Below are 14,222 nucleotides of genomic sequence, written 5' to 3'. Positions count from 1 at the left end.
AGCGTGCGGCTCAAGATGGTGAGGAACGCGATGCGGCGAAGGGTGGCCGGGGTGTCGGTACTGGCGGTGGCGGCCGGCTTGGCGGTGAGCGCCCCAGCGCAGGCGGCGGACGAGTTCCGGACCCTCGCTCGGGAGGGCGTCACCCTTCAGTACCACCGGGTGGCGAAGGCCACCACCGCGGTGAAGGGGACGGGTGCCACCCGTTCGGACTTCGACGGTGACGGTGTCGACGACATCGCGGCCACGGGTGACCCGGGCGACTTCAACCTGCCGCACCATCCGACAGGCGTGGTCGTGGTGCGCTACTCGTCCGCGCCGCAGGTCGACTACTTCGCCGGGGTGCTTCCGCCCGATGGTGGCGCCCACACTTTCGGCATGGCGTTGGTGGCCGGTGACTTCAACGGCGACGGCTACGACGACCTGGCGATCGGCGACATGGACGAGGTCGACCCGGGCAACAAGACCCGGGCCGGCGGGGTCTGGGTCATCCCGGGCAGCCGCACCGGCCTGGTGGTCGACTCGGTGCAGCACGTCAATCAGAGTTCCCCGGGCGTTCCGGGTGGGGCCGAGGATTTCGACTGGTTCGGTTCGGCGCTCGCGGCAGGTGACATCAACGGCGACGGGCGCGACGACCTGGCGATCGGCGCGTTCCGGGAGGCGATCGGCAGCGTCGAGGATGCGGGCGCGGTCACCGTCCTCTACGGCAGCGTTGGTGGTGTGACCACCGCCGGTGCGCAGCAGCTGCACCAGGACCAGGCGGCGGTGCCGGGTTCCGCCGAACGCGGTGACCACTTCGGCCGGACCCTCGCCATCGGAAAGGTGAACAACGACAGGTACGCCGATCTGGTCATCGGCGCGCCGCAGGAGAATGACGGCCAGTCCTGGGACGGCACCGGCATGGTGACCCTGATGTGGGGGGCGGCCAGCGGGGTGAAGCTCAGCGGGGCCACCTCGGTCACCGGGGCTGCTGTCTATCCGAAGACCGGCGACGAGAACACCGTGGCCTGGTATCTCGGCGAGACGCTGGCGATCGGCGACGTCAACGGCGACGGCCTCGGTGAGGTGGTCGCAGGTGCGCCCGGCGCCCAGACGCCGGGCATCAGGGGTGGTCTGATCGCCGTTTTCACCGGCCGCAGCGGTGGCCTGTCCCGGGACGCCGCGAAGATTATCAACCAGCGTACGGCGGGGGTGCCGGGGACCCCTGAGCAGGAGGACAACTTCGGCGGTGCACTCGCTGTCGGTGACGTCACCGGCGACGGTCGGGCGGACGTGCTCGTCGGCGCGCCAGGTGAGGCGATCGGTACGAAGGCGGCGGCGGGCACGATCGTACTGCTGAAGGGTTCCGCTTCCGGGCTGACCGGCACCGGGGCACAGGGCTTCGACCAGGACCATTCGGTCGTCCCCGGCGGCGCGGAGCGCAACGACGCGTTCGGTAACTCGGTGGCGATCCTCAACCTCAACGGCACCGGCCCGCTTGACGCGGTCGTCGCATCGAATGGGGAAGAGGTGGCGGGCGACCTGGCCGGCTACCCGTCCGGCACGATCTCGCGGTTCCACGGCTCATCGGCAGGGCTTGTCGCGCAGGCCGGTTCGTGGAGCGGCCTGTCGCTGCGCACCGACCGGCTCTGGCCGCGACGGTACGGAATGCGGATCGCCGGCCCGCAGAGCGGCGGCGTTCTCTACTGAACGCGCCCGCCCCCAGATCACAGACGAGCAGCACGAACAGAAGAACGGGGTTTTTCCATGCGGCGCAGAGTTGCCGGAGTGTCGGTAGTGGCGGTGGCGGCCAGCCTGGCGGTGGGTGCGCCGGCCGGGGCGGCGGACGAGGTCCGGTCCGTGACCCGGGAGGGGGTCACCCTTCAGGTTCACCGGGTGGCGAAGGCGGTCACCCCGGTCAAGGGGACTGGGGCCACCCGGTCCGACTTCGACGGTGACGGCGTCGACGACATCGCGGCCTCTGCCGACCCGTTCGAGTACACCCGGCCCGAGTCGCCGGCCGGCCTGGTCGTGGTGCGCTACTCCTCGGCACCGCACGTCGACTACTACACGAGCTTGATCTCGTCGGGCGGCGGCGAGTTGCGCTTCGGCGAGGTTCTCGCCGCCGGGGACTTCAACGGGGACGGCTACGACGACCTGGCAATGGGTGACCTGGCCGAGTACGACCCCACCGCGAAGGTGCACGCTGGCGGAGTGTGGGTGGTGCCGGGCAGCAGCACCGGTCTGGCGATCGGCTCGGCGAAGCACTTCAGCCAGAGTTCGCCAGGCGTGCCTGGTGACTCGGAGAAGGGAGACTGGTTCGGCTCGGCGCTGGCCGCCGGTGACCTCAACGGCGACGGCCGGGACGACCTGGCGATCGGGGCGTACGGCGAGGCGATCGGCACCATCACCGAGGCCGGCGCGGTGACCGTGCTGTACGGCGGCGTCGGTGGCCTGAGCGGGACCGGTGCGCAGCAGTTGCACCAGGACCAGGCGGCGGTGCCCGGCTCGGCAGAGCGCGGTGACCACTTCGGGTGGACCCTCGCGATCGGGAAGGTCAACAGCAACAAGTACGCCGACCTGGTCATCGGTGCGCCGCAGGAGAATCAGAGCAGTTCGCCGACGGGCAGCGGCATGCTCACGCTGATGTGGGGCACGGCGAGCGGGGTGAAGCTCAGCGGGGCCACCTCGGTCACCGGGGCGGCGCTACGCGCGGCGACCGGCCGCAGCGACAGCTACGTGTGGGACCTGGGCATGGCGCTCGCGATCGGTGATGTCAACGGCGACGGGTCGGGCGAGGTGATCGCCGGAGCGCCGTACGCGCAGAGCCCGAACGGCAACGAGGGCATGGTCGCGGTCTTCCCCGGTAACTCGACAGGGCTGTCCGGTGGTTCGGTGAAGCTCTTCTCGCAGCGTACGGCGGGGGTCCCGGGGTCGCCGGAGGCCGGTGACCAGTTCGGTGCGACGCTCGCGGTGGGCGACGTGACCGGGGACGGACGGGCGGACGTGCTCGTGGGCGCGCCAGGTGAGGCGATCGGCACGAAGACTGAGGCAGGCACCGTCGCGCTGCTGAAGGGTTCTGCCTCGGGGCTGACCGGCACCGGTTCGCAGGGCTTCGACCAGGACCACGCGGTCGTGCCGGGCGGTGCCGAGCGCAACGACCGCTTCGGTGGCGCGGTGGCGATCCTCAACCTCAACGGCACCGGTCCGCTGGACGCGGTGGTGACGTCGCCCGGCGAGGAGGTCTCCGGTGACTCGGCCGGGTTCGGGTCCGGATCGGTGGCCCTGTTCCACGGCGGCTCTGGTGGCCTTGTTCCGCAGTCCACCTCGTGGAGCGGCCTGAGCATGCGTACCGACTTCGTCTGGCCCAAGTGGTACGGCCGCCGGCTCGCCACTCCGCAGACCGGCGGTCTCTGACCTTGAGGTGGGATACCCGAGCATGGGTTACTCAAAGTGATCGATTGCCTTCGTTGGGAAGTCGTGCCATGGTAATCGCATGGTGGCGGTCGAGGATGGTCCGGTACGGCACCCGTTGAACGTCGATGCTGATGGCATCGACCGGACGCCCGGCCCGGACAAGCACCCCTACTACGCGCATCTCGCTGCCTCGGATTCCGGCATCCTGCCGGTGGTCCGGCAGGTTGGCGGGGAGTGGCTGCCGGCGCTGCTGATTTGCCGGTACGACGACGTCCGGGAGGTGCTCCGGCGACAGGACCTGTTCTCCCGGGCCGCTGCCGCCCACGCCGACCAGGTCGACGTGTCCGGGACGATGCTCGGCATGGACGGGGCGGAGCACGCCGCTGTCCGGGGCACGGTGAAGGACAGCTTCACCAAGCCAGCCGTGTCCGGACTGAGCGACACGGTGTGCGCGGCGGCCGAGGCGCAGCTCGCCGTCTTGGCCGCCCGGGGCGGCTCGGCGGATCTGGTCGGCGACTTCGCCGTACCGTTCGCGCTGAACGTGATCTCCGATCTGCTCGGCCTGCCGGAACCGGACCGGGCGCAGTTCCGCCGCTGGGGCGACATGTTCATGGGCACCGCCGACCTCACCCGAGCCGAGGCCGCCCGGTCCGCCGAGGAGATGGGCGGCTACCTGTGGCAGCAGTTGGACGGGCGGCGGGGCTGTCCCCGCGACGACCTGATGACCCGGATCGCCACGGCGGCGGCGGAGCAGCCGGTGGACGTTCAGGTCAAACTTCCCCTGTCGCTGCTCGTCGGCGGGTGGGAGACCACGGCCAGCTCCATCTCGACATTCGTGTACCTGCTGCGCAGCCGCCCGTACGCCGGGCATGACCACGCGTGGGACTACCTGCTGGAGCATCCGGAGCAGGTCGACGGGGCGGTCACCGAGTTGGAGCGACTGCACTCGACCTCCAACGGCGACGAGATGCCCCGGCGGGTGATGGCTGATGTGACGCTGCCCAGCGGTGCGCGGCTGGCCGAGGGTGACATCGTGATCCCGTCACACGACGCCGCGAATCGGGATCCTCGGGTCTTCGCGGACCCGGAACGGATGGACTTCGGCCGGGACCCGAACCCCCACCTCTCCTTCGGTTACGGCCCGCACTACTGCGTCGGCGCGCACCTGGGTGCGTTGGAGGTCCGGGTCGCGTTGACGCTGCTGCTGCGGGAACTGCCGGCGTTGCGGCTGGCCGTGGCGCCGAACGAGGTGCGGTGGAAGCAGGGGCACGCCATCCTGGGCCCGGTGGAGCTGCCGGTCAAGTGGTGACACGGCTCAACAGGGAGCGTGGCCCTCGACGAAGAGGCGGTGCGCCCAGTCGGCGTACCCGGCGATGATCTTCCGCACCGTCTGGCCGTCGTGCAGGAACAGGTACGCGCGGTCGCCGTCCCGGGCGAGCAGGCCGTCGAATCGATACGTCCCCTGTGGAGCGTGCAGGTCGCGTACCGTCGGATAGCTCGCCTGGACCTCGGCGATGGGCGAGCCGGCCGCGATGCCCTCCGGGGTGCGGACCGGGTCGCCGGCCCAGAGCAGCACCAGTCGATCCTCGATGAAGATCGGGCTGATCTCGTCGTGCCCGGCAAGCGTCGGGCCGCAGGCGTCCACGTCGGTACGCAGAATGCCGCGCCGGGTCAGCTCGCTTTCCGAGTCGCCGAAGTCCACATCGGCCACTCCGTCGAGATCGACGACGCTCACCGACGCGACGGGCTCGCGGACGGCGATGGTGTCCGGTGGCATGACTCCGCTACCCGATGCCGAGGCAGCCAGAAGCAGTGCGGCGATGAAGCCGAATTGTCGCATTTTCATCAGAATCCCCCAGTCCCCAACGTGACGGGGGCGATGAGGTTATTGCCGGGCCTCCCATTCGTCGGCTAATTCGTCCCAGTAGTCAACGCTGAGCCCTCGCCGGCCATGCGCGAGCCACCCTTCGGTGCTCCGCTCGACGTGTAATCCCAGCTCGGCGAAGGGGTCGATCCACCGGCCCGGCTCCACGCCCAGCTCGACGAGCGCCCCGTTTATCGGCCAGTCCAGGCGCGGACCGTCGAGCGCCGCGTCGAAGCGCGGGCCCCAGGCGAGGGCGCCGTTCAGCCAGACCGCCGCCGCCTGGTGCCCGGTCCCGCCGGCGAACTCCGCCTCGACGTACGCCACCGGGCCTCGTCGCGACCAGCGGGCCAGGAATTCGGTGAGCGTGGGGGAGAGGACCAGGGTGAACGGTTGCTCCGGGCCGGGTTCGTCGGCCGTGTAGTCGGGCGGGGTGCCGGTCAGCTCAAGCGCGAGCTGTGGCGTGACCGGCAGCAACGCGAAGTCCTGCCGTAACTGGCCGAGGACGGCGTGATCCAGCTCGCGGGTCTCCTCGCGCAGCAGCTCGGCGTCCGCGACTACCGCGCTGAGCTGGTAACTCACCAGCCGTCCACAGCCTGTGGATAGAACATGTGTACGACGGATCAGGGCTTGTCGACGGTGGCGAGGAAAGCGCGCCAGGCGGCCGGGCTGAAGATCAGTGCCGGGCCGCTCGGGTTCTTCGAGTCGCGTACGCCCACCACGTGGGGCAGGTTGTCGGCGACCTCGACGCAGTTGCCGCCGTTGCCGCTGCTGCGGCTGCTTGTGCGCCACCGGGCGCCGGCCAGCGCCGGGTTGTCGTTCACTGCCATGACTCCGCCACCTCCCTGATCAGGTCGACCGACTGCCAGTGCGAGAGTGTCTCGCCGCGCACGTTCTCCCAGGCGGCAAGTATCGCCGCGATCTCGGCCTGCTCGCTCACCACCTGCCCCTGCAACTGGTTGTCGAGGTAGCCGGCGATGCGGTGATCGGGCGCGGTCGCAAGCACGAACGGGCCGTTCAGCCCAGCGTATTCGCCCACAGTGGACGGCACCACATGCACCCGGATGTGCGGTTGGGTGGACGCCTCGACGAGCGACAGCAGTTGCTCGCGCATGGTGGCCGGGCCGCCCACCGGCCGGCGCAGCACCGCCTCGTCCAGCACCGCGGTGAGCAGCGGCGGCTCCTCGCGTTGCAGGATCAACTGGCGGGACATCCGGTGGTCGACAAGCCGCGCCACCTCGCTGCGGGGGATCAGGCCGCCGCCGGTGAGCACCGCGCGGGCGTACGCCTCGGTCTGGAGCAGGCCCGGAACGACCATGGATTCGAAGGACCGCAGCGTGGTCGCCTCGCGCTCGATCTCCTGCCAGGGGCGGAACCAGACAAGGGCGCGACGTCTCGAAATGTCCGGCCAAATGTCCGAGACATTCTTCTGGAGCGCATCTGCCGCCGTGAGCCGGTGCCGGGCATGCGGGATCCGATCTTCGAGGAGCCACCGGCTCACCGTCTTCGGGTCGACGCCGACGCGTTCCGCAAGCGACTCGATCGTGTGCCCGGTGTCCCGCAGCGCCACCCGCAGCGCGTCGTTCATGGCCGTCTCCCATCGGACGTCTCGAATATCCGCCGACCATACCCACACGCCATGTAGTTGTCCCGTTACCTACGGCAAGTTGGGGTATCGATGGTGCGGCCGGTGGAGGTTCATCCCCCTTGACCCGGCGGTCGTGACATCGGGGGGCCGCCGCCGGGCGAGCAACCACGGCGGCCCCCATCCACCACGTGCCGGCGGCGTCGTGCCTGACGGTGGCGCCGGGCGTCGGGTCTGTCGGTGGCGTCGGGATGGCGGCCGGGCTCGGGGCTACCGAGCCGGCTCGGCGTCGGTGGGCGGGCTCGGCGTCGGTGGGCGGGTTCGGACGTCGCGGCAGTCGAGGGCCGGCGAGGGAGGAGGTAGATGCTCCTGCGCCGCCTGTCGAGCTGAGAGCACAGACGGTTCAGCCCCGACGAACCAGCGGAGGCAGGGGTTGCTGTCCGGGCCGAGAACTGAAGGAGGTGACCCGTGTCGGAGCGCACTGTGCATCAGCCGCTGGCCGTCGATCGAGGTGGCGACGCTGCGCCGCGTGGTGCTGTCGGGGGCAGTCCGGTCGGGGTGGCTCGCCGATGAGTCGCCGTCGCCCGGAACATGTGCCGTCCCGCCCGACGTGGCGCTGTCGGAACTGCGGCGTCAGGTGGCCGTGCAGCGCGGCGAAGCTCCGGCTGCTCGGCGAGTACCGGGAGGATCGGGCCGCGCTGCTTGTGCACCTCGCGACGCTGTACGCGCAGGCCAGCGCGGAACTGGGTGACCCGACCTCGGCGGTCGGGCTGTTCGACCGCTTCGTGTCCTGGGCGCGTGTGCGGGGATGAGGAGGCTGTCCGCGTACCGCCAAGGGTGTCGGACCGGGACGGGCCCGGCGCATGACCAGGGGCCGCTCCCGGTCGGAACGGCCCCTGCCCCCGTTGTCGCGCGTCAGCCCGGTACGACGCGGGGCTGTGGTGGTTGCTCGCCCGGACGGGCGGTGAGGATCGCGGCGACGGCGACCACGAGCCCGGCGACGGTGAGCCCGAGCACCAGCCACTGCGGGCCGAACGGGTAGTACTCGCCGGGCGTGAAGGCACTGTGCACGGTCAGCGGCGGGCCGCCTTCGGCGTTGCCATCCCGGAGCACCCGCATCACGTTGCCGTAGAGAGCGACAGCCGGTAGGGCCAGCGCCACCAGGGCCCCGCCCCAGAGCGTGACGGCGGCGGGACGGCGTCCGGGCGACGCTGCCGCCATCCGGTACGCGACGGCCGCCGCGATCAGCCAGCCGGCGAGCAGCCCGACGGCGGTGCCGACGACGACCAGGGGTAGGAACGCGGCGGTACGATCCGGCATCGCGAGGATCGAGACATGACTGCGGATGTCGACGGAGCTGTTTGCTGCCGGGTCCCAGCCCATCACGGTGATGATCAGGCCGGCCGACTCGGCTGTGAATCGCGTGCCGCTCAGCGGAATCTCGACGAGCGAGCCAGTGTCATCGACGGTGCCCGACATCCCGGTGAGCGGGGTGGAGTCGGAGAGCGACCAACCGCCGGCGGTGAGCCGTTGGCGGACTTGCTCAGCGTCCCATGCGCCGTTGACCTGGCTGGATGAATGGGTCGTCTGGGTGGTCCACGGCGACGACGAGTAGTAGGAGTGAAGGGTCTCGTCTCCGCCGGCCTGCTGGGTGAGTCTGGCCATGCCGGCCTCGTCGGGCAGGTCGGCGAAGGTCTGAGCACCCAGCCACGAGCCGGCGGCGGCACCGAAGCCACCCACGGTCAGCGCGGTGAGCAGCGCCGCGAGGGCCATGAACGGCCGGCGGGCGGGCAGCCGGAACCGCAGCCGCAGACCGCTGCCGATCAGGTGCAGGGCCGCGCCGGCCCGAGGGCGGCGCTGGCCCGGCTCCGCCATCTCCAGCAACGTGGTCACCACCTCGGTGCCGTGCCGCCGCCGGTGCCGACGCGGGTAGGCGAGCAGCAGCGCGCGATAACCACGCTCCAGCCGGTTGTCGGCGGTCGGCCAGGCAGCGGCCTCGAGGTCGGGTGCCGGCCGGGCGGCGGTGGTGGGGTCGGGTGCCGGCCAGGCGGCGGTCATCCGGTCACCTCGCCTGCGGTCGGGGCGCTCACCAGGCCGAAGCTCAGCGCACCACCCAGGCGCTTGCCCAGCTGGACCTCTGCGGCGGCGGCGTGTCGGCGTAGTCGCTCGACCTGTGCCTGCAACGCGGCGGCCCCGGCATCACTGAGTCGGTAGTAGCGGCGCAGTCGTCCCTCGACGGCCTCCTCCCGGTCGACGGTGACCAGCCCTTGCTCGGCCAGCCGGTCCAGCGCCCCGTAGAGGGTGCCCGGCCGCAGGTTGACCTCGCCCGCCGACAGCTCGTCGACCGCCCGGATGACGCCGTACCCGTGCAACGGCTGCGCAGCCAACGCGGTGAGGATCAGAAAGGTAGGTTCCTGCATGCCCCTACAGTACGTCCACCGATATATACCGTCAACCGACCGTTCCCCCTACCTCCCACCTCTCGCCGCCCACCGTCCCGCTGCGTCGATCATGAACTTGTTGCCATCGATGCCGGCGTGGCGTGACAACAACTTCATGATCGATCGACAGGTGTGTGCTGGGGTGAGTTCGGTCGGGGGTGTGGAGACGACGAAGGGTCGGCCCGTCGGGGCCGACCCTTCGTACTGCTCAGGTGAGCGGAGGATACGAGATTCGAACTCGTGAGGGTGTTAACCCAACACGCTTTCCAAGCGTGCGCCCTAGGCCTCTAGGCGAATCCTCCGCGAGCCAGGATACAGGTCCGCGCCGAGCTTCCCACCCCACCACCCCCTGAAGATCCACCGTCGGTCGGGTAGGCTGGGGGCACCTCCCGTGCGGCGGTATCTCGTGAACCTCCCCAGGGCCGGAAGGCAGCAAGGATAAGCGAGCTCTGCCGGGTGCACGGGGGGCCTTTCTGTCTCCGGCGCCCTCCGGCGCGCCCCGGCGTTCTCCAGTTGCGGCATCTGGGGGTTTCCCGGCCGGTGGAGACCGCAAGATGCCGCAACCGGAGTGGATCACCTACGGCCCGCAAGCCGGCGGCCCGCCAGACAGCGGGCCAGACGGCGGGCCCGCACGCCGAGTGGGCCGGACAGTGGTGCGGCGGGGCCCGAGTGGATCGCCCCAACGGCCCGACATGCCGCGATCCGGGCGGGCCACCCGGGGCGGCCCGGCGGGGTGGGTGGTCAGGCGGGGCGGGGCGGCGCAGAATGGCTCGGTCGAGAGGAGGCGGGACGCCGTGGCACTGGCGCTCTACCGCAAGTACCGGCCGCGTACCTTCGCCGAGGTCATCGGGCAGGAGCACGTCACCGAGCCGTTGTCGCAGGCGCTGCGCAGCGGGCGGCTCAACCACGCGTACCTCTTCTCCGGCCCGCGCGGCTGCGGCAAGACCTCGAGCGCCCGCATCCTGGCCCGCTCGCTCAACTGCGAACACGGGCCCACCCCGGAACCCTGCGGCACCTGCGACTCGTGCCGGTCACTGTCCGGGGACGGGGCCGGCTCGATCGACGTCATCGAGATCGACGCGGCCAGCCACGGTGGCGTGGACGACGCCCGTGAGCTGCGGGAGAAGGCGTTCTTCGCGCCGGCCAACAGCCGCTTCAAGATCTACGTCATCGACGAGGCGCACATGGTCTCGTCGGCCGGCTTCAACGCGTTGCTCAAGCTGGTCGAGGAGCCCCCGGAGTACGTCAAGTTCATCTTCGCCACCACCGAGCCGGAGAAGGTCCTCGGCACCATCAAGTCGCGGACCCACCACTACCCGTTCCGGCTGATCCCGCCGAAGGTGCTCCGGCCGTACCTGGAGCAGCTCACCCAGGCCGAGGGGGTGCCTGTCGAACCGGCGGTGTTCCCGCTCGTCGTGCGGGCCGGCGGCGGCAGCGCCCGGGACAGTCTCTCCGTACTCGACCAGCTCATCGCCGGTGCCGGCCCCGACGGGGTGACCTACGCCAGGGCCGCCGCACTGCTCGGCGTCACCGACGCGGCGCTCATCGACGAGATGTGCGACGCCCTCGCCGCCGGGGACGGCGCCGCCGCGTACGCCACGGTCGACCGGGTCGCCGAGGCCGGGCACGACCCCCGCCGGTTCGCAGCCGACCTGCTGGAACGGCTCCGCGATCTGATCGTGCTCCAGCAGGTCCCCGACGCGGTGACCAAGGGTCTCATCGACGGTCCGGACGACCAGATCGAGCGGATGGCCGCCCAGGCCCAGCAGCTCGGGCCCGGCACCCTGTCCCGCTGCGCCGACATCGTGCACGACGGCCTGGTGGAGATGCGCGGCACCACCGCGCCCCGGCTGCTGCTGGAGCTGATCTGTGCCCGGATGCTGCTGCCGGGGGTCGACGACGCCACCGGCGGCCTGCTCCAGCGCCTCGAACGCATGGAGCGACGGCTCACCCTGGCCGGCACCGACGCGCCGCCGGCCACCGCCGGCTCCGCACCCGCCACCAACCCCTCGGCGGTACGCACCCAGCCTGCCGCCGCGCCCGCGGCTGCCGCCGCGAACCGGGCCGGGACCGGCGCTGCCGCGCCGGCTACCGCCACCTCGTCGAGCGTCGTCCCGCCGTCCAGTCGCGGCAACGCGTCCCCGTCGGTCGAACGCGGCAACGGTCATTCCGCTGGCCACCACGCGTCGGCCGGTCCCGACGGCGTGACCGAGAACGTCGGTCATGGCGGTGCGACGTCGGGTGTCGGTCGGGTCGGGTCGCCGTCGGCCGGCCCCGACGGCACGACTCAGAACGCCGGTCGTGACGGGGTGACCTCGACGGCCGGGTCGGGTACGGGCGGTACCGCAGCCGGTGCTGGGGTCGACGCCGGTCGCCGCATGAACGGGACGGCTGACGGCCCGGCCACCGGCCCCGGTGACGGTCGTCCGGTGTGGTCGGACGGCACTCAGGACGGTGCGACAAACGGTGCGGCCACGCCCCGACGACCCGTGCCACAGTCGGCAGTCATGCCCGATCCGGCAACCCCGGAGCCGCCCCGCCCCGGCGCGGTGAGCCCCGGCGTACTGGACGCGGTAGCGGTGCGCCGGGTCTGGCCGGAAGTGGTTGGCAAGGTCAACCGGAGCAACAAGCGGATCGCCGCGCTGATGCGCGACGCGGTGGTCCGTGACCTCGACGGGGACACCCTCGTGCTGACCGTGAAGTCGGCGGTGCTGGCCCGGATGATGTCCGACCACGCGCAGGTGCTCACCGACGCGCTCTACGAGGAGTTGGGTGGGCGCTGGCAGATCCGCTGCGAGGTGGCCGGCGAGCGGAGCGGAGCGTCGCCCGGCTCGGCCCGTGGCGCACCCGCTGCCGGCCCCGCCCTCCCACCGGGCGTCGCCGGTCCGGGAGCACCGACACCGGAAGCCGACCGAGGCCGCTCCGGTGGCACCTCCGACACCGGGCGGCCGGCTGCCACCTCCGACACCTACCGGCCGGGTGACGCGGCTGCCACCGTGACCGATGACGACGAGTGGCCGGAGCCGGCCCGCCCTGGCGGTAGTGCCTCGGCCTCGGCCGTCGTCAACGGCACGTCCGACGACGAGTGGCCGGAGCCGGCCCGCCCGGGCGGCTCCTCCGCCGAGGCCGGGGCGGACCCGTCCAGCGCACCTCGGACTGCTGCGTCGCACACCTCGGCGGACGGACCAACCGCGCCCGGCGCCCCGGCGGGCCGCGGTGCGAGCCCGCAGCACGGCTCGTCTGCCGCCGCCCCGGGCCCGGCGGCGAGCACCACCCCGGGTGGCCCGACGAGCACCGCTTCGGGTGGGGCGACGAGCGCCACCTCGGGTGCGGCGGTGAACGCCGCCTCGGGTGGAGCGGGCACTGCGTCGGGCGGGGCGGGCTCTGCGCCGGGTGGCGCGACGGGCAGCGCCTCGGGTGGGGCGACGAGCGCCGCTTCGGGTGGGGCAGCGGTGAACGTCGCGCCCCGGCAGACGGCTGCGACGAACGGCAACGGCAGATCCGGTCGCCCCGGCGGCGCGCCGGTGAGCAGTGCGATCGCGGCGGCTCGGGCGGCGGCGGCCGGCCGGGGTCCGCGTACCGGTCAGGCGGGCCGGCAGACCGCGGACGTGGAGTTCGCCGGTGAGCCGCCGTACGACCCGGATTTCGACGGCCCGTTGCGCGGTGGCGCGGGACGTCCCGGCGGTGCGCAGCCGCCCGCCACTCCCGCCTACGAGGGCTTTGACCCGGGTGACGAACCACTCGACGAGGTCATCGACGAGAAGACCGCCCGCGAGTCGAGCGAGGAACAGGCCGTCCGCCTGCTCCGCGACGCCTTCGGCACCGTCGAAAAGCTCAGCGACTAACCCACCCCACCCCACCCGGAGGGGAGGGGCGCGGGAGGGGGTGGGGTGCGGCGCGGGGGGTGGGTCGGTGGGGGGCGTTAGGGTGGGCGGCGGCAGGGTAGGCGAGTTGAGGGAGTCATCGTGCGGCCTGGTGGACAGCCGAACATGCAGCAGATGCTGAAGCAGGCGCAGAAGATGCAGCAGCAGATCGCCAAGGCGCAGGCCGAGCTGGCCGAGGCCGAGGTGACAGGCACTGCCGGCGGTGGTCTGGTGACCGCTGTCGTCGCCGGTTCCGGCGAGGTGAAGAGCATCAAGATCGACCCGAAGGCCGTCGACCCGGACGACGTGGAGACCCTTGAGGATCTGGTCGTCGCCGCGCTGCACAACGCCACCGAGGCGGCCCGCGAGCTGACCGAGCAGAAGATGGGCCCGGTCGCGGGCGGGATGGGCGGCCTCGGCCTGCCCGGGTTCTGAGCCCGCAGATGTACGAGGGCGCCATCCAGGATCTGATCGACGAGCTGGGGCGGCTGCCGGGTGTGGGGCCCAAGAGTGCCCAGCGGATCGCCTTCCATGTGCTGTCCGCCGACCCGGCCGACGTCAACCGGCTGGCCGGTGCGCTGCGCAAGGTCAAGGAGCTGGTGCGGTTCTGCACCAGCTGCTACAACGTCGCCGAGTCCGACACGTGCCGGATCTGCCGCGACCCGCGCCGTACCGACGAGGTGATCTGCGTGGTCGAGGAGCCGAAGGACGTGGTGGCGATCGAGCGGACCGGTGAGTTCCGCGGTCGGTACCACGTCCTCGGCGGTGCGATAAATCCGCTGGAGGGCATCGGGCCGGACAATCTGCGCATCCGCGAGCTGATGACGCGTCTCGGCGGCGGCGCGATCCGTGAGCTGATCCTGGCCACCGATCCGAACACCGAGGGCGAGGCGACAGCTACCTATCTCGCGCTGATGGTGAAGCCGATGGGGATCGCGGTGACCCGGCTGGCCAGCGGGCTGCCGGTGGGCGGCGACCTGGAGTATGCCGACGAGATCACCCTGGGCCGGGCCTTCGAGGGCCGCCGGGCCGTGTGACGGTCCGCCAGGGCGGGCCGTGACCTCGGTGCCGGTGGGCCG

At 71.6% G+C, this 14,222-nt stretch carries 13 protein-coding genes, 1 tRNA gene and 1 other RNA gene; 8 read left to right on the top strand and 7 right to left on the bottom strand.

What is annotated here, in order from left to right; all coding sequences use genetic code 11:
* Window positions 1–30 precede the first annotated feature (30 nt).
* From Van01_RS26100 to Van01_RS26090, 3 genes are all read left to right on the top strand, one after another.
* A complete protein-coding gene (locus Van01_RS26100) occupies window positions 31–1,686 on the top strand; it encodes an FG-GAP-like repeat-containing protein (RefSeq protein ID WP_204012921.1) in 1,656 nt (551 codons plus the stop codon).
* A 57-nt stretch (window positions 1,687–1,743) separates the two neighbouring features.
* Window positions 1,744–3,393 (top strand): FG-GAP-like repeat-containing protein, encoded by a 1,650-nt coding sequence (locus tag Van01_RS26095; protein ID WP_204012918.1) that lies wholly within the window; start codon window positions 1,744–1,746, stop codon window positions 3,391–3,393.
* Window positions 3,394–3,472: 79 nt separating this feature from the next.
* Window positions 3,473–4,702, top strand: coding sequence for a cytochrome P450 (locus Van01_RS26090; RefSeq protein ID WP_204012915.1), 1,230 nt, complete (start codon window positions 3,473–3,475; stop codon window positions 4,700–4,702).
* 6 nt (window positions 4,703–4,708) lie between these two features.
* Here the strand turns inward: Van01_RS26090 and Van01_RS26085 are convergent, their stop codons facing one another.
* Genes Van01_RS26085 through Van01_RS26070 form a run of 4 tightly spaced genes read right to left on the bottom strand, consistent with a single transcriptional unit; the run spans window position 4,709 to window position 6,842 of the window.
* Window positions 4,709–5,239 carry a thioredoxin domain-containing protein gene (locus Van01_RS26085; RefSeq protein WP_204012912.1) on the bottom strand — a complete coding sequence of 177 codons (531 nt, stop codon included), beginning with the start codon at window positions 5,237–5,239 and terminating at the stop codon, window positions 4,709–4,711.
* Between the two features lie 39 nt (window positions 5,240–5,278).
* A complete protein-coding gene (locus tag Van01_RS26080; protein ID WP_204012909.1) occupies window positions 5,279–5,836 on the bottom strand; it encodes a hypothetical protein in 558 nt (185 codons plus the stop codon).
* Window positions 5,837–5,877: 41 nt separating this feature from the next.
* Window positions 5,878–6,084 carry a DUF397 domain-containing protein gene (locus Van01_RS26075; RefSeq protein WP_204012906.1) on the bottom strand — a complete coding sequence of 69 codons (207 nt, stop codon included), beginning with the start codon at window positions 6,082–6,084 and terminating at the stop codon, window positions 5,878–5,880.
* Window positions 6,075–6,842 carry a helix-turn-helix domain-containing protein gene (locus Van01_RS26070; protein ID WP_204012903.1) on the bottom strand — a complete coding sequence of 256 codons (768 nt, stop codon included), beginning with the start codon at window positions 6,840–6,842 and terminating at the stop codon, window positions 6,075–6,077. Before Van01_RS26070 ends, Van01_RS26075 begins: the two co-directional genes overlap by 10 nt.
* 566 nt (window positions 6,843–7,408) lie before the next feature.
* Between Van01_RS26070 and Van01_RS26065 the strand changes: the two genes are divergently transcribed.
* A complete protein-coding gene (locus tag Van01_RS26065; RefSeq protein WP_204012900.1) occupies window positions 7,409–7,651 on the top strand; it encodes a flavin reductase in 243 nt (80 codons plus the stop codon).
* A gap of 103 nt (window positions 7,652–7,754) precedes the next feature.
* Here the strand turns inward: Van01_RS26065 and Van01_RS26060 are convergent, their stop codons facing one another.
* The 3 genes from Van01_RS26060 to Van01_RS26050 all read right to left on the bottom strand — a co-directional run bounded on the left by Van01_RS26060 (window position 7,755) and on the right by Van01_RS26050 (window position 9,582).
* On the bottom strand, window positions 7,755–8,897 hold the full coding sequence (locus tag Van01_RS26060) for a hypothetical protein (protein ID WP_204012897.1): 1,143 nt from the start codon (window positions 8,895–8,897) through the stop codon (window positions 7,755–7,757).
* Window positions 8,894–9,259 (bottom strand): PadR family transcriptional regulator, encoded by a 366-nt coding sequence (locus Van01_RS26055; protein WP_204012895.1) that lies wholly within the window; start codon window positions 9,257–9,259, stop codon window positions 8,894–8,896. Before Van01_RS26055 ends, Van01_RS26060 begins: the two co-directional genes overlap by 4 nt.
* Window positions 9,260–9,497: 238 nt before the next feature.
* A tRNA-Ser gene (locus Van01_RS26050) sits at window positions 9,498–9,582 on the bottom strand.
* Between the two features lie 81 nt (window positions 9,583–9,663).
* Here Van01_RS26050 and ffs point away from each other — a divergent pair.
* From ffs to recR, 4 genes are all read left to right on the top strand, one after another.
* Window positions 9,664–9,753: signal recognition particle sRNA small type (gene ffs / locus Van01_RS26045), an RNA gene on the top strand.
* A gap of 321 nt (window positions 9,754–10,074) precedes the next feature.
* Entirely contained in the window at window positions 10,075–13,125 is a 3,051-nt protein-coding gene (locus Van01_RS26040; protein WP_204012893.1) for a DNA polymerase III subunit gamma and tau, read from the top strand.
* Between the two features lie 144 nt (window positions 13,126–13,269).
* Window positions 13,270–13,578 carry a YbaB/EbfC family nucleoid-associated protein gene (locus tag Van01_RS26035; RefSeq protein ID WP_239093270.1) on the top strand — a complete coding sequence of 103 codons (309 nt, stop codon included), beginning with the start codon at window positions 13,270–13,272 and terminating at the stop codon, window positions 13,576–13,578.
* A gap of 8 nt (window positions 13,579–13,586) precedes the next feature.
* Window positions 13,587–14,180 carry a recombination mediator RecR gene (gene recR / locus Van01_RS26030; RefSeq protein WP_099848899.1) on the top strand — a complete coding sequence of 198 codons (594 nt, stop codon included), beginning with the start codon at window positions 13,587–13,589 and terminating at the stop codon, window positions 14,178–14,180.
* Window positions 14,181–14,222 lie beyond the last annotated feature (42 nt).

The sequence above is a fragment of the Micromonospora andamanensis genome, assembly GCF_016863495.1.
Lineage (GTDB): Bacteria > Actinomycetota > Actinomycetes > Mycobacteriales > Micromonosporaceae > Micromonospora > Micromonospora andamanensis.
This window is presented reverse-complemented; position numbering and strand designations above follow the sequence as displayed.

Excerpts from the sequence above, each read along its gene's own strand:
- Van01_RS26095 (WP_204012918.1), top strand. The coding sequence starts at position 1,744 with ATGCGGCGCAGAGTTGCCGGAGTGTCGGTAGTGGCGGTGGCGGCCAGC.
- Van01_RS26090 (WP_204012915.1), top strand. The coding sequence starts at position 3,473 with ATGGTGGCGGTCGAGGATGGTCCGGTACGGCACCCGTTGAACGTCGAT.
- Van01_RS26100 (WP_204012921.1), top strand. The coding sequence starts at position 31 with ATGCGGCGAAGGGTGGCCGGGGTGTCGGTACTGGCGGTGGCGGCCGGC.
- Van01_RS26035 (WP_239093270.1), top strand. The coding sequence starts at position 13,270 with ATGCAGCAGATGCTGAAGCAGGCGCAGAAGATGCAGCAGCAGATCGCC.
- Van01_RS26060 (WP_204012897.1), bottom strand. The coding sequence starts at position 8,897 with ATGACCGCCGCCTGGCCGGCACCCGACCCCACCACCGCCGCCCGGCCG.
- Van01_RS26085 (WP_204012912.1), bottom strand. The coding sequence starts at position 5,239 with ATGAAAATGCGACAATTCGGCTTCATCGCCGCACTGCTTCTGGCTGCC.
- recR (WP_099848899.1), top strand. The coding sequence starts at position 13,587 with ATGTACGAGGGCGCCATCCAGGATCTGATCGACGAGCTGGGGCGGCTG.
- Van01_RS26055 (WP_204012895.1), bottom strand. The coding sequence starts at position 9,259 with ATGCAGGAACCTACCTTTCTGATCCTCACCGCGTTGGCTGCGCAGCCG.
- Van01_RS26075 (WP_204012906.1), bottom strand. The coding sequence starts at position 6,084 with ATGGCAGTGAACGACAACCCGGCGCTGGCCGGCGCCCGGTGGCGCACA.
- Van01_RS26065 (WP_204012900.1), top strand. The coding sequence starts at position 7,409 with ATGAGTCGCCGTCGCCCGGAACATGTGCCGTCCCGCCCGACGTGGCGC.
- Van01_RS26070 (WP_204012903.1), bottom strand. The coding sequence starts at position 6,842 with ATGAACGACGCGCTGCGGGTGGCGCTGCGGGACACCGGGCACACGATC.